Source organism: Pseudoalteromonas shioyasakiensis (assembly GCF_024518675.1).
GTDB lineage: Bacteria > Pseudomonadota > Gammaproteobacteria > Enterobacterales > Alteromonadaceae > Pseudoalteromonas > Pseudoalteromonas shioyasakiensis_B.
On record NZ_JANIGL010000005.1, the window covers coordinates 20255 to 42030 of the forward strand.

General features: G+C 41.8%; 16 protein-coding genes. 1 reads left to right on the plus strand and 15 read right to left on the minus strand.

Features of this window, described 5'->3' with window-relative positions; all coding sequences use genetic code 11:
* Positions 1–6: 6 nt before the first annotated feature.
* Positions 7–1983, minus strand: a complete 1977-nt coding sequence (locus NQT69_RS14110; protein ID WP_256828337.1) for an ATP-binding protein — start codon at positions 1981–1983, stop codon at positions 7–9.
* A gap of 60 nt (positions 1984–2043) precedes the next feature.
* On the opposite strand from NQT69_RS14110, the gene NQT69_RS14115 reads away from it, so the two are divergent.
* Positions 2044–2757, plus strand: a complete 714-nt coding sequence (locus NQT69_RS14115; protein ID WP_256828338.1) for a substrate-binding periplasmic protein — start codon at positions 2044–2046, stop codon at positions 2755–2757.
* Between the two features lie 144 nt (positions 2758–2901).
* On the opposite strand, the gene tldD is transcribed toward NQT69_RS14115, so the two are convergent.
* The 14 genes from tldD to NQT69_RS14185 all read right to left on the minus strand — a co-directional run bounded on the left by tldD (position 2902) and on the right by NQT69_RS14185 (position 21774).
* Complete coding sequence (gene tldD, locus NQT69_RS14120; RefSeq protein WP_256828339.1) at positions 2902–4341, minus strand: metalloprotease TldD; 1440 nt, start codon at positions 4339–4341, stop codon at positions 2902–2904.
* On the minus strand, positions 4338–5174 hold the full coding sequence (locus tag NQT69_RS14125; protein ID WP_256828340.1) for a carbon-nitrogen hydrolase family protein: 837 nt from the start codon (positions 5172–5174) through the stop codon (positions 4338–4340). The genes tldD and NQT69_RS14125 overlap by 4 nt, the downstream gene beginning before the upstream one ends.
* Complete coding sequence (locus NQT69_RS14130; protein WP_256828341.1) at positions 5171–9037, minus strand: YhdP family protein; 3867 nt, start codon at positions 9035–9037, stop codon at positions 5171–5173. The genes NQT69_RS14125 and NQT69_RS14130 overlap by 4 nt, the downstream gene beginning before the upstream one ends.
* Positions 9037–10509 carry a ribonuclease G gene (rng, locus tag NQT69_RS14135; protein ID WP_256828342.1) on the minus strand — a complete coding sequence of 491 codons (1473 nt, stop codon included), beginning with the start codon at positions 10507–10509 and terminating at the stop codon, positions 9037–9039. Before rng ends, NQT69_RS14130 begins: the two co-directional genes overlap by 1 nt.
* A 9-nt stretch (positions 10510–10518) precedes the next feature.
* Positions 10519–11079: a Maf family protein gene (locus NQT69_RS14140; RefSeq protein WP_256828343.1), complete on the minus strand. Its 561-nt coding sequence runs from the start codon at positions 11077–11079 to the stop codon at positions 10519–10521.
* Positions 11079–11558: a rod shape-determining protein MreD gene (gene mreD / locus NQT69_RS14145; RefSeq protein WP_256828344.1), complete on the minus strand. Its 480-nt coding sequence runs from the start codon at positions 11556–11558 to the stop codon at positions 11079–11081. The genes NQT69_RS14140 and mreD overlap by 1 nt, the downstream gene beginning before the upstream one ends.
* Positions 11551–12393, minus strand: coding sequence for a rod shape-determining protein MreC (gene mreC, locus NQT69_RS14150; protein ID WP_256828345.1), 843 nt, complete (start codon positions 12391–12393; stop codon positions 11551–11553). Before mreC ends, mreD begins: the two co-directional genes overlap by 8 nt.
* The gene (locus tag NQT69_RS14155) at positions 12393–13436 is read right to left on the minus strand and encodes a rod shape-determining protein (RefSeq protein WP_256828346.1); all 1044 of its coding nucleotides are present in this window, start codon (positions 13434–13436) and stop codon (positions 12393–12395) included. The genes mreC and NQT69_RS14155 overlap by 1 nt, the downstream gene beginning before the upstream one ends.
* A 137-nt stretch (positions 13437–13573) precedes the next feature.
* A complete protein-coding gene (locus tag NQT69_RS14160; RefSeq protein ID WP_256828347.1) occupies positions 13574–15583 on the minus strand; it encodes a formylglycine-generating enzyme family protein in 2010 nt (669 codons plus the stop codon).
* Positions 15584–15705: 122 nt separating this feature from the next.
* Entirely contained in the window at positions 15706–19449 is a 3744-nt protein-coding gene (locus NQT69_RS14165) for an H-type lectin domain-containing protein (protein ID WP_256828348.1), read from the minus strand.
* A complete protein-coding gene (locus NQT69_RS14170) occupies positions 19446–19940 on the minus strand; it encodes an agglutinin biogenesis protein MshP (protein ID WP_256828349.1) in 495 nt (164 codons plus the stop codon). The genes NQT69_RS14165 and NQT69_RS14170 overlap by 4 nt, the downstream gene beginning before the upstream one ends.
* Positions 19930–20760, minus strand: coding sequence for a PulJ/GspJ family protein (locus tag NQT69_RS14175; protein ID WP_256828350.1), 831 nt, complete (start codon positions 20758–20760; stop codon positions 19930–19932). Before NQT69_RS14175 ends, NQT69_RS14170 begins: the two co-directional genes overlap by 11 nt.
* Complete coding sequence (locus NQT69_RS14180) at positions 20760–21296, minus strand: prepilin-type N-terminal cleavage/methylation domain-containing protein (protein ID WP_256828351.1); 537 nt, start codon at positions 21294–21296, stop codon at positions 20760–20762. The genes NQT69_RS14175 and NQT69_RS14180 overlap by 1 nt, the downstream gene beginning before the upstream one ends.
* Positions 21283–21774, minus strand: coding sequence for a pilus assembly FimT family protein (locus tag NQT69_RS14185; RefSeq protein ID WP_256828352.1), 492 nt, complete (start codon positions 21772–21774; stop codon positions 21283–21285). Before NQT69_RS14185 ends, NQT69_RS14180 begins: the two co-directional genes overlap by 14 nt.
* Between the last annotated feature and the right edge of the window lie 2 nt (positions 21775–21776).

Here is a 21776-nt window from a genome sequence, read left to right on the forward strand (position 1 = left end):
TAGAGATTAGAGTTCCTTGGTTATTGGTATCTCGATAATAAATTCAACGCCTTCGCCTAACTCTGAATGACACTGAATAGTTCCTGCAAACAGCTGCGTCACTATATTGTAAATAATATGTGCCCCTAAGCCGCTACTTCCTGAACCGCGTTTTGATGTTACAAATGGTTCAAATATTTTGCTGCGCATTTGCGGGGTTAAACCACAGCCGGTGTCTTTATAAACAATTTTTAAGGTATTTAAGTGCTTACTTATATTTATGAAAATTTGCTTTTCACCATCCCATTCTTTAAAACCATGAATGACCGAATTACAGATAAAGTTGGTATAAATTTGGATAAAGCGACTTGGGTAACTATCAATTTCTAATGCATCTGGGCAATTAATATTAATGGTACAGTGAGATTGCTTAATGTCATGGGAAAGAGACTTTATCACGTGCTCTAAATTTGTCCGTACATTAAAGCAATACTTTTGCTCTGAGCTATGATCCACCGCAACCTGTTTAAAGCTCGAAACTAATTCAGCGGCTCTATCAAGATTTGCTTCGATTAACTCAATAGATTGCTCAAGTTGTTCTAGGAATATGTTCAAACCATTTTTCGATATTTTACCTTGAACAAATTTCTCAGCCATCATATTGGCTTGCTCTTTAATGAAAGACGCCGTGGTAATACTTATACCTAAAGGTGTATTAATCTCATGAGCAACACCAGCAACTAAACCTCCTAATGAAGCCATTTTTTCAGCTTCTATTAAATCTGATTGTGTCAGTTTTAATTCTTCCAGTGCACTTTTCAGTGTTTGGTTACTTTCACTGAGCTTTGCGGTTCTTTGTGCTATCTTTTCTTCCAGTTGTTGATTAAGAGCTGTCAGAGCTGTTTCAGCCTGAATTAGTGGAGTAATAACATAGCCATTAAAAATATAGGTGACTACTTTCCCTTTATTATATATTGGCGCACACTGCCACTCGATAACTTCTTCGTGACCGTTTGCTGTAATCATTTTAAACTGTGTTGAATTTTGCTGCTTACCAGATAAAAAGTGACCATTAAGTCGTTCAAAGTCGCCATTATGAGTAAAGAGCTGTGGCCACTTTTGCCCTTTAATTTGTTCATCTTGCATAAGTAAAAGTTGCTCTACCGCGATATTTAAACGCTGGATCACAAGGTTTTCATCGGTACACACTAACAGTGAAGACATTGTTTCAATAACAGTATCAGAAAAATCCCGCTCATCTTGCAGTAGCTCAGTAAACCTTTGTCTTTCTACCATGGTAGAACTGATCTTTTGATAAAGGCCGTTAAATGAACTTGCTAGCTCATCAAGTTCATCATTTTGGTTATTATTGCCCCTTGGTAAACATAGTTTTGGGACTTCACCAGATATAAAGGAAGTATTTCTTAAATAGTTTACAATGAAATTCAAATGCCTAATAAGTATGTAATACATTACTAGTAATACACATGCAGACACTATTATGGTTTTAAAAAACTGAATAAGTAATATGAGTGCAGATTTTCGTAGCAACTGACCATATACTTTACTCATAGATGCGGATACATGCAGCTCACCAACCAATGTTTCATCATAAAATAGACTAAAATTCTGTGCTATCACTGAGCCTGCTATAGACTCGCCGGATTGATAAAAAGTGCTTTCTTTGCCCTGCACTATTTGCTTTATTTTTAATGAATCAATATCGGGGATATCTTCAATACTATGGATCAAAATTGTGAGTTGCTCTTCATCAAAACTCCATAAACTTTGTGCAAGTGGTTTAGTAAAGCTGATATCGATATAATTCAATGAGCTATTAATTTGCGAGACTCTACTATTAAAATCCCACAGGATTTGTATCCCGGTAGCTAAGGTGGCAAATATAGAGCTAAACATTACTATATAAAACAATAGCTTTCTTGAAAGGTTGCTGTGCTTAAACTGATGAATTAAATCCGATTTTAACGCGGTTATTTGCGGCATATTCCAAGCTCTCTGCTACACTTACCATAACTTTAGTTTAGTTTTTAAGATTTAAACAATATGAATGGCTTATTTTCAAAAGCGATTTTTTTACTTGTTATGTGCTTTTATCTAACTCAACCTGCCTTTTCTGAAGAAATAACGTTATATGCTGAGGATGGCTGGCCCCCTTACTCCTATGCGGATGGTACGGGGATAAGCAATACTAAAGTTATAAATGCATTTGCACTTGAAGGAGTAACGGTAAATGTTGAAGTACTGCCTTTTGCTAGGATCATCAAATTACTAAAAATAGGGCATGGCCTGCTCGGTATTAATGTTCCTAAAACTAGCGAATATAATAAGCATTTTATCTTCCATGACTCGCCATTAGTGATAGCCCATCAACATTTTTATTATTGGCACGATAACCCACTAACAGCCATAACAAAAGAAGGCCTAACTAAAAACACTCGAGTTGGTGGGATCATAGGCTATGGCTATGGTGATTTCCTAGATAATGGAGCTCATGTTAAGTTAGAACGTGTTAAAAACCATCAACAAAACTTAAAAAAGCTATCTTCTCACCGCTTAGATGCCTTAATACTGTTTGACGATGTTGCAAACGAACTGATCGAAACACATAATTTGCAAGATAAGTTAATAAAAGGACCTGCGGGTGAATCTGTAGAAATATATGCCGCATTTTCTAAAGTTCACCCTGACTCTAAAAAGTATATCAAAGTTTTAAACAGTGGCTTAGCTAAGCTTGAACAACAAAGAGAGCCCCTATAATATTCAACCCGCGGCTCGTGCGTTAGCTCATATTTTGTGTTCAAAACATCTCGATGTACGACCAAAGCGTTGAGTGTAAACTCGTGCGCAGAGCTCTTCGCCGAGTAATAAATATCACTCGGCTTATTTTAATAGTTACTGCTTTTAAGCTGTGCCACCCACGGTTAGGTTATCTATTTTCAGGCTTGGTTGACCAACACCTACAGGTACACTTTGGCCGTCTTTACCACACACACCGACACCTTTATCAAGCGCTAAGTCATTACCTACCATCGAGATTTGCTGCATAACCTCAGGACCGTTACCAATTAAGGTTGCACCTTTGATTGGCTGAGTGATTTTGCCATTTTCGATTAAATAGGCTTCAGAGGCACTGAATACAAATTTACCTGACGTTATATCAACTTGGCCACCACCAAAGTTGGGTGCAAAAATGCCTTTTTTAACTGAGCTGATAATATCTGCTTGGCTATGCTCGCCGCCCAACATATAGGTGTTGGTCATACGCGGCATCGGTAAATGGGCATATGATTCACGACGCGCATTACCTGTAGGATTTACTCCCATCAAACGAGCGTTCATTTTATCTTGCATATAGCCTTTTAAAATACCGTTTTCGATTAGGACATTGTAAGCCGCTGGCGTACCTTCATCATCAACATTCAATGAACCACGGCGATCAGCAATGGTGCCATCGTCAACTACAGTACATAGTTCTGATGCCACTTTTTCGCCCACTTTTCCGCTAAAGGCTGAGGCGCCTTTGCGGTTAAAGTCACCTTCAAGGCCATGGCCTACGGCTTCATGCAGTAATACCCCCGGCCAACCTGCACCAAGCACGACTTCCATCGTACCAGCTGGGGCATCAATCGCCTCAAGGTTTACTTTAGCTTGGCGCACAGCTTCTTCAGCAAACCCCATCCAACGCGGTTTACCATTTTCTAATTCTTTAAAATAACCATAATCTAAACGCGCGCCACCACCTGCACCACCGCGTTCGCGACGGCCATTTTTTTCCAGCAGTACTGAACAGTTTAAGCGAATTAATGGGCGGATATCGGTGGCAAAGGTGCCATCGCTTGCAGCAATCAATACTTCTTCATACACTGCCGACATTGAGCTAATTACTTGCTGCGCATCCGGTGCTAATTCACGAATGTAGTTTTCAAGTTCGCGTAATAAACTTACTTTATCGTTATCGCTCATGCTTTGAATAGGCTGGTGTGATGCATATTGCTGCTTTGCTGCGACATCACTAAATACTTGTACAGTTTTACTCTCGCCTGCATCTGCAATGCTGCGCGCAGCTGTGGCCGCCTTGTTGAGCGCTTCAAGGTTGATTGCATCTGAGTATGAAAAACCTGTTTTTTCACCGCTCACTGCACGTACACCTACGCCGCGCTCAACATTATAGGAGCCCTCTTTTACCAAACCGTCTTCTAATACCCATGATTCATGGTGACTTGATTGGAAATACAGATCTGCGTAATCAACATTATGTTGATGAATAAAGCTAAGCGTTTTTTCGAGTTCTTCTCGATTTAGCTGGCTGTCTTGTAATAAATGCTGTTCAACCGTATTCATAATAAATGCTCTCTAAATCGTTGGTGAGATTGCACGGGCATATCTCGTCTAATGGCATGCAATTGGGCTAAGTCTGGCTGACAACCAATAAACCCGGTGCCACTTTTAAGCTCACTTAGGACTTCACCCCAAGGAGAAATAATTAAACTATGGCCGTATGTCGAACGGCCATTTTCATGTTGGCCTGCTTGTGCAGCAGCGATCACATAACTTTGGGTTTCTATCGCTCGTGCGGTTAATAAAGGTTGCCAATGCGCTTTGCCTGTCACTGTGGTAAATGCACTGGGCACTAATATAATTTCAGCCCCTAGACGCTGCAATGTGCTGTATAAACCACTAAAGCGCAGATCATAACACACTGTGAGGCCTATTTTACCAAATGGCGAATCGACTACCACCACATCATCACCGGCTTGGGTAAAGTTTGATTCTCGATAAGCACCTGTACCATCGGCTACATCAACATCAAATAAATGTATTTTATTATAGTGTGCAACCACGCTGCCTGCGCTGTTAAAAAGCAAGGAGGCGGCTAAGTATTTATTATTGTTCGTCGCTATTGGCATAGTGCCAGCAGCCAGCCAAATATCAAACTTGCGACACAATGTAGCCAATCTCGCCTGATACCCTGCACTTTGCTCGGCAAGGGCTAACGCATCTTTGCCGTGCTTAGCAAAAATTAAAAAGCTTTCTGGTAAGCATACCAGCATGGGCCGGGTCGTTGGCAGCTGGTGTAATTGCTGTTCAAGTTGTTGTAAATTTTGATTGGCATCAATACCTGAGCACATTTGTAGCGCAACTATAGTGCCTGATGATTTCGCAGTGTTATTCATTGTGTTGCTGTGGCCGCTGCATCTTTGAGGTTTAGTTCAGGGTGGCCTGATGTGGCTTGTGGCTGATTTTGTGCCGCTTGAGGGATCGTCACTTCACGGCTCTTTCGATCAACCTCTTGAACTACTGGGTCGCTCATACTACCTGTTACTTTAAAATTAATTTCAGAAATAACCCGCGCAGAGTGGATAACTTTATCGATAGCTAACGCAGCTAGCCCTGTAACAGGATTAACCATCCAGGCAACAATAACTGGAATACTTGAAGTGACTTGTGGAGCTACCGCTAAGTCGTAATTAATTTCCATGGTATTCAAATTCGTGTGACCTTTAATGGTGAGATCTGCAGGTACTCCATCCATTTTAGTATCTTGGGTGTAGGCTATGCCCTTATCAAGTTGCATGGTGCCTTGGAAGTTATTGTAGAAAAACCCTTTCGAGAAAACATCTCTAAAGTCGAGTTTGAGCTTACGTACTAAGGAATCTAAGCTTAATAATGAGAACACTCTGGCACCGCCATCGCTAATTTCAGCTAAGTGGCCATCACCTAAGTCCCACGCTAAATTACCAGCTAGGCTCGGTATATCAAATTGATATGGCGCAGCTTGCCAGGCTAAATCAAAATTAATTTGTGCCGTAGAATCCTTAACTGTGGTGGTAATATCAAACTCATCGAATAGCTCACCAATATCATCACTATGCATATGCCCACTGAGCTGAGTTAACCCGCTTTGCCACTGTCCTTTGGCGCGTAAAATATGCTCGCCTTTATCGACCACGATTTCAGAAATCGATAACTTTTTCCCATCACCGTAAAATGATGCACTGACTTTATCAAGTTGATAGCTTGCTATTTTACAATCTGCACATTCAAATTCGATTGCAGGTAAATCATTCAACCAACTTAGTTGTTCAACGCTTTGTTTAACTGCACTATCGCTTTGCTCATTAACCTGTTCAGGCTTAAAGTTAACCCGTAAATAATCACTATTAATTTGAATCGGACGACTGTGCTGTTGTAATGGAATGGTTATTTGAGAGCGTAATTCTTTCGCGTTTAACCTTAAGTCCAGTTCATTTTGTGAAGGCACCAATCGCATTTCAAAGTCATTAAATACAATGTCATCAATCGAGAGCTGATTAATCTGCCCAACCACTTCTTTAAGTGGGGGTAAAAAGCCTTCGCTTTGCGATTCCATTTGGCTGATATCAATAATTTGCTCGATTAATCCAAGCCAAGGCAGTAAAGGCGTTTCATCAAGGTTAATTGAGACCGATAAATCATCACGGTTCAAACCTAAATCTTGCTCGCCTAAGATTAAGTGAGCATTGCTCATTTTACCGTTTGCATTTGCTAAAATACCGTTAAAGTAGAGCTGTTTATTAATGCTTGCCGTGATCAAATTAGATATATCATCACCTTGTACTTGCGCCGACAATGGCCAAGCTTGTTGTGATGATTTTGCATATGGCGCAGGTAGTTGACTGCTAAGCCCAACTAACTCAGACGTAACATTTGCCCGATAATTAAAACTATCAGGTAAAAAGTTTAAGCCTAGTTTTATTCCGACCTCTGCTTCTCCTTGTAAATAACCTTTAAGTAAACCTTGGCCATGAGCAATTAAGGTGTCAGCATTAAGTTGAGCGGTAATGTTAATATCACCTCGGTATGATTGCGCAATACTTTTACCATTAAAGTCAAACGTTAGCGGCATACCAAGCCAATTGGCCTTTGCATTTTTTAATTCAATATGATCATCATTAAAATATAGCCGCCCTGATACACCTTCAAGCTGTAGCCCAGGTTGGGCAATAAAAACCGGCATATCTTTAAGGTTGACTATACCTTTGGCATTCACATCTAACTCATTTAAATTAACCGTCAGTTCAATTGCCGCATTTGCGCTGCCTTGCCCTTGAATAACACTAAATACATTGGCGAGAGGCTCGGCAAGTGGGGTGGCTTGAAAAAAAGGTAAAAGTTTTTCTGCTGATGCACGTTTATTAATTTTAACAGTTAACACATCTGCATTCATTAAATCAGCAATACTGACATGAACTCCCGCACCCACCGCCAAATTCACTAAGTTACCTTGTTGAGTGTAAATATCCATGCGCTCATTTACAAAATGCAGCTTAGCACTTCCCTGCGTAACCGCTGGCCAATCGGGTGAAAATTGATAATTAGCATTGTCAACTTGGGCAAGCACTTCAAATTGCCCGGAGTTATCCGCAAATGGAAACCCTGTAACTGGGCCTGAAAACAGCACTTGTGCCTGTGTAAGCTCGCCGCCTTTAATTGCCCCTGTTAAGTAATCAACCAGACTATCTCTCATTACTGGTAAGGGAAAATAATGACGAGCAATACTGGCATCCGGAGCAAATACTTCGCCGTAGAGGTCAAACCGTGGCGATTCGCCAAGCGTTACTTTCATTTCTGCCGCGAGTGTCACTTCATCGTTATCTAACCAGAGGTTATCACTACTGATTTGCCAGCCCTGCGCGGTTTTGGCTAAATCGATATCTAAATTCAGTTGGTTATAACTAATTGGCCGGCTAAATGTATCCGCCGTTAGCAGCTGGTTATTTTCACCAAATAAGCTCACACGGCCACGTTCTTGATTAATAATGCCTTCAACTCGTAACGCTTTAGCACCCGGTATGCCTTGTTGAGCGAGCCAACCCACATTTTGGGCAGAAAACCACAATTGCCAATCGGTATTTGCAGCATAGTGCACATAGGCTTGATCAACTTGGCCATTAGGCTGACGACTGATTAACGGTTCAAGTTCGCTAAAACTACTCAACTGCGCTAATTGGTTGACCAAATCAAAATCAAGTTGGCTAAACCATAACTGCTTTTGCCGTGGCTCTAATTGCGCTTCAAATTGAAAGTCAGGCCAACGATGTTGTTTATTGCTCATGGCAAGGCCTGTGCTTTTTAAGCGCCAACCTTGTTGCCAAGGGTAGAGATGAAATCCGCCTTCACTTAGGCTTATTTGCTGTGCTTGTTGCTTTTCACCTTGTAGCCAATTAATACTGCTGGGTAGCCACTTCACTTTTACATCGGTGATTAAGCCTTTTTCAATGCTAAACCAAGACTCTAAATTAAGGTCAGATTTAAGTTCGTGTTTATCTTTATTACTGTATTGCGCTAACCATTTTGATACATCAACATCCCTCGCTTGCACATAGATATCGCCTGCCATGGACTCGAGCGTAGCTCCGGTTAAGGTAAGTCGGGCGTCAAATGTACCAACAGAAATTCCCGGCAAGGCTAAGGTACCACTGCCGCTGTGTTGCTCAGGAGAATTTTGCCATACTATATTTTCAAGGATTAAACGGCGCTCCTTACCATCTGCGAGTAAAAAATTTAGGCTACTATTTTCAACGGCAAAGTGTCCAGTTTCCCCTAAAAATAATCCTTCGATTAATTCTTTTTGTTCAAAAGATACTTCACCACCGCTTGAATCCAGCATGGTGGGCAAGTCTACATCAGCATGAAAGCCATTAATCACAAAATAATTAGATTTTAACTGCCGTGTTTTGATGGTTTCCCATAAATTCAGCTCTAAACTCGCTTTAGCGATAGTCAGGGCTATTGGTGAGGTGGTGTTATCTTCAAAGGAAATTTGCTCCATCACAATAGCCGGGCCTTTGCCCTGCCAACTTGCTGAAATTTCGCCAATGGATAAGTTTACTGCAAACTTTTCATACAGGTAACCTTCAAGATCACCTTTATAATCATTTGCATAAGGTAGGGTATATTTTAAAACAGATACAATAACGGCCAGCAACACGAGAGTGATGGCGCACACTTGCCACAACTTTCGTAAACAAAAAAAGCAGACCGTCTTTGCCTTCATTACATCATAACCACATCAAATTGTTCTTGGCTGTAGAGGCTTTCGGTTTGAATACTTACTTGTTTGCCAATAAAGAGCTCGAGCTCTGCAAGGTTATGGTACTCATCATTAATCAAGGCTTCGCTCACTGCGGGTGCCGCATAAACCATAAACTTATCGGCTGCATAGGCACGGTTTACCCGAACGATTTCTCTGAGTATTTCGTAACACACGGTCTCAACTGTTTTTTGCGAACCGCGCCCAGAACACGCTGGACATACATCACATAAAATATGTTCCAAGCTTTCACGGGTACGCTTACGGGTCATTTCAACTAAGCCTAACGCGGACAAACCATTTATATTTGATTTAGCCCGATCCTTGCCAAGGGCCGACTCGAGCGAGTGTAATACTCGGCGTTTGTGCTCTTCGCTGACCATATCAATAAAGTCGATAATAATGATACCACCCAAGTTACGAAGCCTAAGCTGCCTAGCAATGGCTGACGTTGCTTCAACGTTGGTATTAAAAATGGTTTCTTCCAGATTACGGTGACCAACAAACGCGCCGGTGTTTACATCTACCGTGGTCATGGCTTCAGTTTGGTCAATGATTAAGTAACCGCCTGATTTGAGTTCTACTTTCCGATGCAGCGCTTTTTGTATTTCGTTTTCAACATCAAACAAGTCAAAAATCGGGCGCTCGCCTGGGTAGTACTCTAGGGCACCGGCAAGGATCGGCACAAACTCTTCAGTAAACTCTTTTAACTCGTGGTAAGTTAGCTTTGAGTCAACACGAATGCGTTCCATGTCTTCGCCAACGTAATCACGTAATGTACGAAATGCCAATGTAAGATCTTCATGAAGAATGCTTTCTTTGCTGGTTTTTTTACGTTTTGTGACGATTTTTTCCCACAGTTTTTTCAAAAATGCGGCATCGTGGCGTAATTCGGCTTCACTCGCACCTTCTGCAGCGGTACGAACAATAAAGCTACCATCATCGTCAGAGTAGTCAGCCACTATATTTTTTAATCGGGTACGTTCTTCTTCCGTCTCAATACGCTGGCTAACCCCCACATGGGTTGCATCTGGCATAAATACTAAGTAACGAGACGGAATTGTAATATCGGTTGTTAAGCGCGCACCTTTAGTACCGAGCGGATCTTTCACCACTTGCACCATAATGTACTGCCCTTGACGTACCAACTCTCTAATATCTTGCACTTTTTTTATTGGCTGCTCATCGACACCTTCAACAATCGATGCACTATTAACGATATCAGATGCATGTAAAAAAGCCGCTTTATCTAACCCAATGTCAACAAAGGCAGCCTGCATCCCCGGTAATACGCGGCTAATTTTACCTAGATATATATTGCCTACGATGCCTAGATTGCCAATTCGCTCAAGCTGAATTTCTTGCAACACACCGTTTTCAATCAAGGCAACACGGCTTTCACTCGGGGTGACGTTAATTAGTAATTCTATACTCATGTTACCTACTTAAAATTCACTTAATAATTTTTCACACTCATATAAAGGTAAGCCGACAACCGCAAAATAGCTACCTGAAATATGGGTTACAAATCGGCCACCTAAGCCTTGTATACCGTAACCACCCGCTTTATCTTGCGGCTCACCACTTTGCCAATAAGCATCAAGCTCTTCATTGCTCAGTGATTTAAAAGTCACATCGGTGGTGACAACCTGACTAATTACGCGCTCTGTAGAGGCGAAGGCAATGGCAGTGAGTACTTGGTGAGTTCGTCCAGATAAACGCTTTAGAGTTGCAATAAAATCTGCTTTATCCGTTGGTTTACCAAGCGCTTGATTATCAATAACAACAACTGTATCACTGCCAAGAACGGGCCTGTCGTGGTAACCCATTGCCACACCGCTTTGGGCTTTTAATCTGGCTAAGCGCTCGACATATGCAATGGGAGATTCATTTTCAAACTGGCTTTCATCAGCATCCACACTAAATTGCGAAAACTCAATGCCAAGCTGAGTTAAAAGCTCTTTGCGCCGTGGCGAGGCCGACGCTAAATAAATGGCGTTTTGCATTATCTGATCCTGAAGTGACGACGATATTTACGTAATAATAAAAACACCCAAGGCCAGCTAAGCATGCCTGTCACTACAGGCCATAAATACTGCGGGTTAAAGTAAACATCCATTAAAAAATGATTTAACCAAAATTGCATTAAATGATAAAAAGTCAAAAACAAGCCCACTAAAATTGCTTGCTGCCACAATGAGAAGTTACGTATTTTTTGAAAATTGCTGGCGGTTATAAAAATACAAACAGAGAAAGTAAGTGAATTGACTCCAAGGGGGGAGCCTGAGGCTAAATCAATAATTAAACCAACTACCCACGCAGTGCCAATATTAAGCCGGTGTGGCACAGCTAATGACCAATACATTAATACCAATAATACCCAGTCAGGCCGAAATGGTTCAAACGAAAATGGCAGTGGCATTAATGCCATGATCAAAGCAAAAAAGATGCTCAAGGCAATTAATAAACTAAAACGACTATTCATCAGCAATACTGTCCTGTTTATTTCGCCATAACACGACTAATAAACGAATGCGGTCTAACAGAGCGATTGGCTCGGCGTACACTTGGGCAAATGGGCGTCCTTCATCACGATTAATTTCAGTCACTACCGCCACAGGGTAACCCTCAGGAAAGGTGCCACCTAAACCTGACGTAACCAAGATGTCGCCGTAGCGTACGTCTAAACTGTGTGGTACATGTGAGAGTTTCACCAAATTTATTTTACCGACCCCTTCGACCACGGTACGAACGTCGTTACGTAAAATACGTACTGGCGTTGCATGGGTTGTATCGGTCATAAGTAACACTCGAGAAGTCGTAGAGCCCACTTTAGTGAGCTGCCCAACCACGCCCATTTCATCAATCACCGCTTGCCCTTCACTTAAGCCGTCAATGGCCCCACGATTAATAACCACTTGATGACTATATGGGTTTGAGTGTACTGACAACACTTGGGCAATGATTTTTCGATTTGATTGTTTTGCCGATGAGCCTAACAATGCGCGCAGTTTTTGGTTTTCTTTATCTAAAAACTGATATTGTTGTAATTGTTCACTTTGCATTAATTGCTTTTGCTTTAATGCTTCATTTTCACGAAGCAATTGTTCGCGAGTGTGTAGGCTTTTAGCGCCCAGACTAAACACTTCGTAAGGGAGGTTAGCAAGGTAGATTAATGGGCTAACAAGGGTATTTAAACTGGTACGGACTGTGGTGCCACCTTGGGTATACCTATCCCCAACAATCAATACGATACTCAAAAGCACTGCGACAAAAAGTCGCAGCTGCAAAGAGATGGCACGCCCAAACATTAACTTCATTAGTCGTAACTAAATACGTCACCACCGTGCATGTCAATCATTTCGAGTGCTTTACCACCACCACGGGCTACACAAGTTAATGGATCATCGGCAACAACCACAGGGATCCCAGTCTCTTCCATTAATAAACGGTCTAAATCTTTCAATAATGCACCGCCACCGGTTAATACCATGCCTTTAGCAGAGATATCTGACGCAAGTTCTGGAGGTGATTGCTCTAGCGCAACCATCACAGCACTAACAATGCCCATTAACGGCTCTTGTAAGGCTTCTAATATTTCATGAGAATTAAGAGTGAATGAGCGTGGCACACCTTCAGCTAGGTTACGACCACGGACTTCTATTTCAATTGGCTCATCGGTTTTAAATGCCGAGCCAATTTGATGTTTAATACTTTCAGCCGTTGCTTCACCAATTAAGCTACCAAAGTTACGACGTACATAGTTGATAATAGCTTCATCAAACTTATCACCACCGATACGAACCGATGAAGAATACACCACACCGTTCAGTGAGATAATTGCAACTTCAGTTGTACCTCCACCAATATCAACAACCATAGAACCCGTTGCTTCAGATACAGGTAACCCCGCACCAATAGCGGCGGCCATTGGCTCTTCAATTAAATAAACTTCACGCGCACCGGCTCCCATTGCAGATTCGCGAATAGCACGCTTTTCAACTTGTGTCGCACCGCAAGGTACACAGATCAAAACACGCGGGCTTGGGCGCATAAAGTTATTGTTATGGACTTGCTTAATAAAGTGCTGCAGCATTTTTTCGGTCACATAAAAGTCGGCTATTACACCATCTTTCATCGGCCTAATTGCTTTGATATTGCCCGGCGTACGACCAAGCATTTGCTTAGCTTCGGTGCCTACTGATGCAACACTTTTTGGGCCACCAGCGCGTTCTTGACGAATTGCGACAACTGATGGCTCATTAAGGACTATGCCTTCATCTTTGACATAAATTAGGGTGTTGGCTGTACCCAAGTCGATCGATAGATCGTTTGAAAAAATACCACGGAGTTTCTTAAACATGAGGCTGGATGACCTTTGAAAAACGTTCTTGTTTTAGCTGCTTGACACTTTACCACGCTGAGTTAGTTCAGCAATGTAAAGTACAACTAGCTATGAAAATTAACTAAAAAAGGAAGCTAAGCTTCCTTTAAAAATATTTATCGTTCGCGTACTAAACGAAAACCGATATAGTTTGCGCGAAAATCAGGAGCTAGAATCAAACGAGTTGATGCACGAGCTAGGCTTGGCGCAAAGTTCCACGCCCCACCGCGAACAGTAACATCTGACTTATCCGTCGATTTATGAGTCCATTCCCACACATTTCCTACCGTGTCGTAAAGACCGAATGCATTTGGTGCAAATGAACCAGTTGGCGAAGCGCTTTGATTTGACCACTCACTACCACACCAGCCACAATTTGCTAAATTTTTACCGATTTCATTACCCCAAGGGTATTCTGTTTTAGTTCCGGCACGCGCAGCGTACTCCCACTCAACCTCGCTGGGTAAACGATAACGCTGACCTGTTTGACCAGACAACCAATCAGAATAGGCTTTGGCATCATTATAAGTTAAACACACAGCAGGAAAGTCACTTCCTTGCTCAAAGCCAGGGTTACGCCAGTTTAAATTAGCTTCCCATACAGGCTCACCATTTAAATAATATGCACAACCACGGTTTTTCTCAGCTTCGGTTTGATAACCGGTATTCGTCACAAATTGTTGATAAGCACCAACAGTGACTTCTCTACTTTGCATTGCAAACGAGTTGGCAATAGTTTTTTCAACTACTGGGCGCTCATTAGCTAGGCCGTTACCATTAATATCACCCATTTCAAATTTACCAGCTGGAATTACAACAACAGCTGCACCAGAGGCATTACCTACTGGGTTTGTACTTTGCTCGCGGGTGGGTGTCGGTGCAGCAATCGACTCAGGCTTTTTTACCAACTTGGCGTTGATAGTTTGCGCCTTTCGTAAGTCTACTCGCACTCGGTAAGGTTGATAACCTTGCTTGCGTATCTCAATATCATGAAACCCCGTTGGCAAAGTAGTTGCTAACCGAGTTGAACCAAAACTAACACCATCAATAAAAACTTCATCGTCGTAAACGTTTGAACGCAGCGTTAACTCAACCATTTTGTTTTTATTATTATCAACCACAAGTGGGTTAACCATGGCTGCTGACTGAACTGAGTAATCCTGTACAGGCTGTTCACTCATTCTCGAGACAGACACAGTGTTATTATCCCTGCTATCGCTGAATGTTAACTGACTATCGGAGAACGTCGTACCGTAACTGGCTTGATAAGGAGTGCTAAGCGGTGTGCCATATTCTGAGCAGTAGCGATTATCCACACTTAACAAGTTACATAAGCGGCTGCTATTTACATCGCCACGCATCGTTACGCTAAGATTTACATTGTAATTACCTTGGCCACTAAATGCGCTATTAACCACATGACTACTTAAAATCTGTACTTGAGCGCCAGCCATATTACGTTTTGGCTCGACTAAACGCTCTTCAGTTAAGTTTGCAAAAATTTGATCAACAAAACGCTTTGTTGCTTTTTGCAAACCCATTTGCTGGCCTCGTTGTTCACAGGCTGCCAATGTTTCAGTGCGCTTACAATTAATTGTATGGTTGACTTCGAGTGTTCCCTCACGGGTAAACTCATTACGCAGACGTTCTACGCGAGCGGTTGTGAGCTGCTCTTTTAAACTTTCAAGGGTATTTAATTGGGTGTGTTTGGCTACACGAATTTGCTCAATATCTTTTCGATGAGATGCAATTGCCGCTAACTGCATCGCGATATCATCTTTATTCTGCTTATGATCAACAACAGCTTGCTGATACCGCGCTTGAGCAGTACTTATATCAATAGTGGGATCATCAATTAACCGACGATACATTTCGTTCATCGCGTCCAGAGCTTGGTTTTTTTCTTTGTCTAACTCTGTTGAACGTGTACGTAATAAATCAAGTTGGCTTTGTAACTGGCTTTCTTCTTTTAAATGTTTTTCTAATATTTGTGTAGAGTTATCGTATTCAGCTTGTTTAATACTGATCTCAGATTCAATTCCAGTCACAGTCGCTGTATCTTGCGCAAACGCACTCGATGCAAACAAACTTGCAGAAATTAACAGAGATAAAGGAGCAATTCGCATATATTCCATTCCCAAAAAGCGGCAATTATTTGGTCATTATTATTTTTTAATTAATCTCTTATGCTATGTACTTGCAAGACAAAACACAAGCTTTGTTCAAAAATTATCTGAGTTTACAACTATTAGCGCACTTCACGCCAGTAAATAACGCGATCATTTCCTCGAAAACGGCCAAATTGTAAAATTCCCTGTGGATTTAGTTGGCTGCCATCCCCTTGCCAATCCCATTGTAGCCAGTTTTCTGTGGCATATTCTAAGGTAAAAATACCCACACCTTGTGGCTGAGCATAGATACCGTTATCTGCAGGATAAATCCCCTCTTCAAGCTGACCACTCGTGCCACTGCTATAAGTATAATTCAATTGCGGTGTGCTCGGTGATATTTGTGTTATTTGTGGGTGTACAAAAGCTGTGCAATTATTATTAGCGTCAAGTACAAACTCACTGCCATTATAATACTGCGCCTGCATAGGTACACGAAGTTCATCTAAATCAGAGCCAGCATTATCACCTAACACTAAGCGACCAAAGCGAAAACTAATCGGGGTATCGTTAAGTACTACACTATTACAACTATTACTCGCTGCGCAGTCAGTTGCGATATTTGGGTTATCATCTGCACCAAGTAAAACAGCTCCTTCAATCCCTGTCACAGTTGCCATTAAGTCTACATTTTCAAAAGGGCCATCAGGGTCGTTAAAGCCACGTCGAGCTAATATGGTATCGTTATCATTGATAGGCCATAAGCCTGCTGTTGCTGCTGTGCCCCATTGACTAGTTTCTAAATTTTGCAGTCTAGGGGTTAAGCTACTCGCTGCAACATAGTTTCCTACTTCATTATTTTCAGCATTAATGCTAACCTCAGAATTAACAAACCCACCAATATAGTTTTTCATCACCTGATTATTATGATTAAGCGCTTGAACAGTAAACCCTAACGCAAATGGCTCGCTCAAGTAGGTAGCATTACTGCCATATCGAGTGCACTGTGCGCTGGCTTGAATATTTTGCACAGCATACTGTGAGGGGGCAAATCGGCCTACACGCGTAATTGCACCGCGTACATCACCTGCCCCTAAATAGTCTGCATCTTTAAGTCCTGCTGTTAAATCTATAATACCGACTTGGTCATAGCTATAATTCGATATCGATTCACTTAAATTACCCGTATCAGCAAACGCAACTAAGTTTTCTTGCTGTAATGTTCCCAGCACACCCGATGTTGGCAAATAAACGCTCGGCTGTACATCAGGTTGATCACCAATAAAGTGTTTAGCGATTGGATTATTTGAAATTACACTGTAATTATCTGGATAGCCGTCGTTATTAGTGTCTTGGTTATCAAGCCATTGCACCGCGTTCATCTTTAATGCGAATGACTCACCCGTTAATTTAAATAGACTGCCACTTGCGTCATTAGCTTGCGCATTAGCTCCATCATCCGGAAAGCTCATTGCCAAAGCGAATGGCTTAACCACAAACTCGTTAGAGCTACCCGTTAAGTTAAGTGATAAATTGGTTACCGGATCCAGTACTAAATTTAACTTTGCCGTCAAACTCAGCTTTCCTGCATCGGGGTAATTAATCACAATAGGTGCCTTTGAATCACTATCAAACTGTAACGGCACTGTTTGATAACTTTGGCTAATGCTATGCGTAGTCGCATTATTGGTTAAAGCGAGAGTATCCGAACAAGTGGAACCTGCACTGCAGCTATAGGCCAAATCAATTGCAACTTCACCACCAGCTGGAAAGGCCGCTTCACAAACCCCTGTAGTGGTGTTAGTTTTTACGGCTTGAATTGCTAATTGCGATGCATTAAACCCAGTATTTGATGGCTTACCCGACAACTGCGTTAAAATTGAGGTGTTATTGTCACTGTCATTTTTAAAAATAAAGCCAGCATCAGAAAAGGTTACCTTGCAGCTACCAAGCCCAACATTAGTGCCACCAATATAGCAGCGTAACGGCGCCGATGGATCAGCTACATTATAACCAAATTGCACCTGACCAGATGTTCGTTTAGCAAACAATAAATCGGCTATGCCTGTAAACGTAACTACCTCCCCTGTAACCCAACTCTGCTGAGCGGTAATACTTGGAGACAAATCTAATGTTGAGACTTCGTCATAAATAATATCGCATGCATCATTGGCACACGCGGTTAGAGTTAGCTCTTTTGCTTGACAGGTCAGTCCTTTATTATCACTCATCGATAAGCGATAGTGATCTAATAGAATAGGTGTATTAATACCGCAAAAACCAGGAATGTTATTGGGCACAGCAGTGCCAGTGAAAGAAGAGCTTTCTTCTGCGATTATTTCAGTACCAGAAGTAATCATGCCAGTGTAATGGGCTTCCTGTGCAATTCGCACCTCCCCCGTTGCCACTAAAAATGCCGAAAAATCAACACCTGCACCGATTGATACCGCACCATCAACATAAATAGCTAAATAGGCGCCGTTCTCTACTGTAATTTTAGTATTGGCAACACTTAAAAATGAAGTAGATAGCAGTGTGCTGGAATTTTGTAAAAATATACGGGTTGGCGCGGTGACCCTATATTCCGCTTCTATCATGGTCATTTGCAGCTCATCAAAAAAGTAGTCACCACCGAGGGTTGTTGGAATAGCACTACCCGATGAGCCATCATTAGCAACTGTAGGCACTTGTGAGGCTTGCCCAGCGGTTAGGGCATTCTCCCCTTTTGCCGCACATGGCTGACCATTACATAAGGGGATATTAGTTAGTGCTGTCGAAATATAATTTGTAGTAGTGAGCACATTCGCGTTGTTATCGGTGACTGTCACTCCCTGTACCAGCTGAATCTGGCCGTTGTTATAGGTGGCAATCGCGCCAGGAAACAAGGTATCACAGCTTAGAATATCGCCATTTGAGACAAATGTGCTGGTCATGGCTAATATTGATGCTTCTTCATTTTGGTGGTTTCGTTCATTATCACCATCACGGTCCTCATCAACGACTATTCCTAACCGAGAGCGGGTTAAATTACAACTACGCAACCAACCACCATCACTCCCAACACGGCTATTTTTACTAGCGACTACCAGCGGCGCAGTTGTAAAGTTATTATTGAAATAAAAGTAATTACAGCCATCACTCCAGCCATCAACGTTAAAACCAGTAAAAAAGCTTTCCCATAACACCTCGACTTGATTATCATCAACAAAGGTACGATTGCTACCAGGCTCTACCACCAAGTAAGCGACTTTTTCGCTATTTATAAAGCCGCTACGCGTTTCAGAGGCCTCTAAGGCAATGTTAACACCTGTTGTTGTTAATGAACCGGTTTCTACCGCGACCGTTAAGAATGGTCGTAGTGCATCCCTAGGTGGGTTAGTCTCCAAGCTATTAATTGTTTGTAATGAATGAAAAAAGTTTGGCCTCACCGCAAAAGGCTGAGCAAAACTGATACTTTTATAACTTGGCGGAATCACGTAATTAGAGTTAGGGCCGTATTGAATTTCTAGCTGAATATCGGTGCTACCCACCTCCATAATGGTGCCATCAGGAAATTCATGAACACCATATTCAACCGCCAAATAATGTGCGCCCATTGTAATATGCTCACCATCTTCCCCTGTAGGCTCTAAAGGAAGGGCTTCAAACCCTGTTGTAGTTACATTACGTATTCTTACTATCGCTGGGTTTCCCCCTTGATTGGTCGAAAGCATAAATACCGCAGGCGGTGTGTCGTATTGTTGCTGAAAATTTATCTTAGTCCAAATAGGTGATACATAAGTGTCTTGCAACTCAATGAAGCGACCTTCTATTTTTGGAGTTACAGCAATTGCCCCCAGACTAAAGAGCATTGTAATAATCAATACAAACAATTTATACATCATGGCAAGGTCTTCGCTGCTACACTGAGAGTTCGTTGAGTTTGCCAAAAGTCTTTACGACATGCTTCGCCTATGGCGCAATCACTGGGAGAGCAAATAGCACGACTTTGTAAATAAAAAATGTTCACCGAACCTGCGCTATTGCTACTATCGGGTACATTTAAATATTGCTGACAACCTACACTGACGGTGCAATTTTCTAAATACGGAGTTTGAAAAACGGGTGTGGTCGTAACTGCGGCACAGTTTTGTGCAGAGCTATTTAATGGGAAAATCTCAGTGAGTGCCCCCTCCAAGCCACTTTGCGCAGCTAAGTAGGCACGTGAGCCGTAATACTCAATTACATTTTGTTGTGAAGAGGCTGATAATATTTTGACCAACGCCAAGCCAAGGACTAATAACACAACAATGATCACTAATGTGATCACCAGTAAATTCCCCTTTTGCTGGGTTTTATTTATTATTATATGTTGCGGCCGACGCTTAAGGAACATTAGGAATATGTACCTCATGGTTAAATACCATAGCTTCACTTTCGTTGAACGCCATAACAGCATGAATATTAAGTACAGCATTACGGGTTAATGCAGTATCAGTTAATCTAAAAAACGCATTATTTGTTAAATCATTGCCTAAGTGTAGCGCTAATAAATCCCGTTTAACTCCACTTGTGCTTTGTAGTTCAAATGCATCCAGTTGGGAAATATTAAAGCCATAATCTTGATAACGGTATAATTGTGCTCCTTCGATACAAAAGCTAACTGGCGTTGCAAGAAAATATATTCGCTTAGCGGGAGACTCTTGTGCAAATCCTTGATTGAATTGCCACTGATCAATCTCACTGCTTGCTGATGATACAAAGCCAGTTAATTGTAGTCGCTTATTGCTGCTGGTGTCGTAAACTTCAGAGGGGGTGAGTGGATAAATACTAGCCCAATCGCCGCTACTCGGCTGAATTAAACCATTTAATTCAAAATCAACCGCAGTGACCGTAAAGGGTGATGTAGCGGGAAGATAACCGGTGTAATGGGTTGCTGACTGAAATGGCGTAAATTCAAGGCATTGGCTCAAAGTACAATTATTCTCACAATGTAAACGTAACGAATTTGGCATTGCATGACGCAGCTCTTTTGCTAAACGCGTGAGCATAAAACGCGCTTGCGCAACGGCTTCTTGGCGCTCAACTCCTTGACTGTAAATATTAAACCCTGAATGAATAAAGGCAAAAGAGGTCACCGCTAGGATCCCTAATATAACCATAACAATGAGTAATTCGACCAAAGTAAATGCCGACTGCTTTAGGTATTTAGTCATCAATAATTCCCCTTGTAAGCGCTAAATCCATATTGTTCGCTATTCGGGGGGCTTACTATTACGGTGATACGCTTTGCCAATACGCCATCACTGGCTGTAGCACTATTAAAATCACTATCGTAAGTTACATTAACAACAACATTAAACCCGTTATATTGTGGTAAAGCTTCACCTAAACTATTTGTTATCGGTTGATTACTAAGCGCAATATAGTCATCGACATCATCATAAGTTGTACGTAGCTCACCGCTATCAGGGCCTAAATCGGCAGTGCTAGTGCAATCTTCAGCTGCTAATGAACTCTCAGAGCAACGTCTAAACGGCGGCGCTCGTTCACTATGCTCATCGAATGATTTAGCCAAAATCTCATTCATTAATGACTGCCCTAATTCATTGGCCTGTAGCTGCAAAATAGGCTCAGCGCTTTGCCGTGCTTGTGGCGCAATTAAACCTGTGATCACGGTTAGTGCAATGGCAAAAATAACAATGCTGATAATTAACTCAATTAAGGTAAAGCCATTGCTATGGGCACGCATAAATAAGCCCTTCACCACTAATACATACTCCAGCAAGTGCGACATCTATTCTACAAGTGCCTTGGCAGCTTTGATCACTGCGACCTAGGGGGTCGAAATTTATCTGCGTAAACTGCGCACCTTGATCATCCAATGCTGTAAAAACAAAATCACTACGCTGCGTATCAATACGAACAACCAAGTGATCGGGGTTATTTACATCAGCCCCTCCTGTACAGGTATCTGTCGCCGGGCCTGCTATCAAGGTCGCTGAAATATATAACTTATGGCAATTTGTAAGCTCGGTGTTTTGCATTGCTCGTAATTGTACGGTTCTTAATACAGCTAACACCCGGTCGCGATATGCATAAGCATCCTCTGTTGAACTACCTAGAAACTTGGGCCCTGCCGTTACCGACAGGATGCCCAAAATAACTAACGTGATAATCAATTCAACCAAAGTAAAGCCACGCAATCGTTGCTTACACGTATATTTCATTG

Coding starts and splice junctions, on each gene's coding strand:
- NQT69_RS14170 (WP_256828349.1), bottom strand. CDS start 19,940: ATGTTCCTTAAGCGTCGGCCGCAACATATAATAATAAATAAAACCCAG.
- rng (WP_256828342.1), bottom strand. CDS start 10,509: ATGAGTATAGAATTACTAATTAACGTCACCCCGAGTGAAAGCCGTGTT.
- NQT69_RS14165 (WP_256828348.1), bottom strand. CDS start 19,449: ATGATGTATAAATTGTTTGTATTGATTATTACAATGCTCTTTAGTCTG.
- NQT69_RS14115 (WP_256828338.1), top strand. CDS start 2,044: ATGAATGGCTTATTTTCAAAAGCGATTTTTTTACTTGTTATGTGCTTT.
- NQT69_RS14125 (WP_256828340.1), bottom strand. CDS start 5,174: ATGAATAACACTGCGAAATCATCAGGCACTATAGTTGCGCTACAAATG.
- NQT69_RS14110 (WP_256828337.1), bottom strand. CDS start 1,983: ATGCCGCAAATAACCGCGTTAAAATCGGATTTAATTCATCAGTTTAAG.
- mreC (WP_256828345.1), bottom strand. CDS start 12,393: ATGAAGTTAATGTTTGGGCGTGCCATCTCTTTGCAGCTGCGACTTTTT.
- NQT69_RS14155 (WP_256828346.1), bottom strand. CDS start 13,436: ATGTTTAAGAAACTCCGTGGTATTTTTTCAAACGATCTATCGATCGAC.
- NQT69_RS14175 (WP_256828350.1), bottom strand. CDS start 20,760: ATGACTAAATACCTAAAGCAGTCGGCATTTACTTTGGTCGAATTACTC.
- NQT69_RS14140 (WP_256828343.1), bottom strand. CDS start 11,079: ATGCAAAACGCCATTTATTTAGCGTCGGCCTCGCCACGGCGCAAAGAG.
- NQT69_RS14160 (WP_256828347.1), bottom strand. CDS start 15,583: ATGCGAATTGCTCCTTTATCTCTGTTAATTTCTGCAAGTTTGTTTGCA.
- NQT69_RS14185 (WP_256828352.1), bottom strand. CDS start 21,774: ATGAAATATACGTGTAAGCAACGATTGCGTGGCTTTACTTTGGTTGAA.
- tldD (WP_256828339.1), bottom strand. CDS start 4,341: ATGAATACGGTTGAACAGCATTTATTACAAGACAGCCAGCTAAATCGA.
- NQT69_RS14180 (WP_256828351.1), bottom strand. CDS start 21,296: ATGCGTGCCCATAGCAATGGCTTTACCTTAATTGAGTTAATTATCAGC.
- NQT69_RS14130 (WP_256828341.1), bottom strand. CDS start 9,037: ATGAAGGCAAAGACGGTCTGCTTTTTTTGTTTACGAAAGTTGTGGCAA.
- mreD (WP_256828344.1), bottom strand. CDS start 11,558: ATGAATAGTCGTTTTAGTTTATTAATTGCCTTGAGCATCTTTTTTGCT.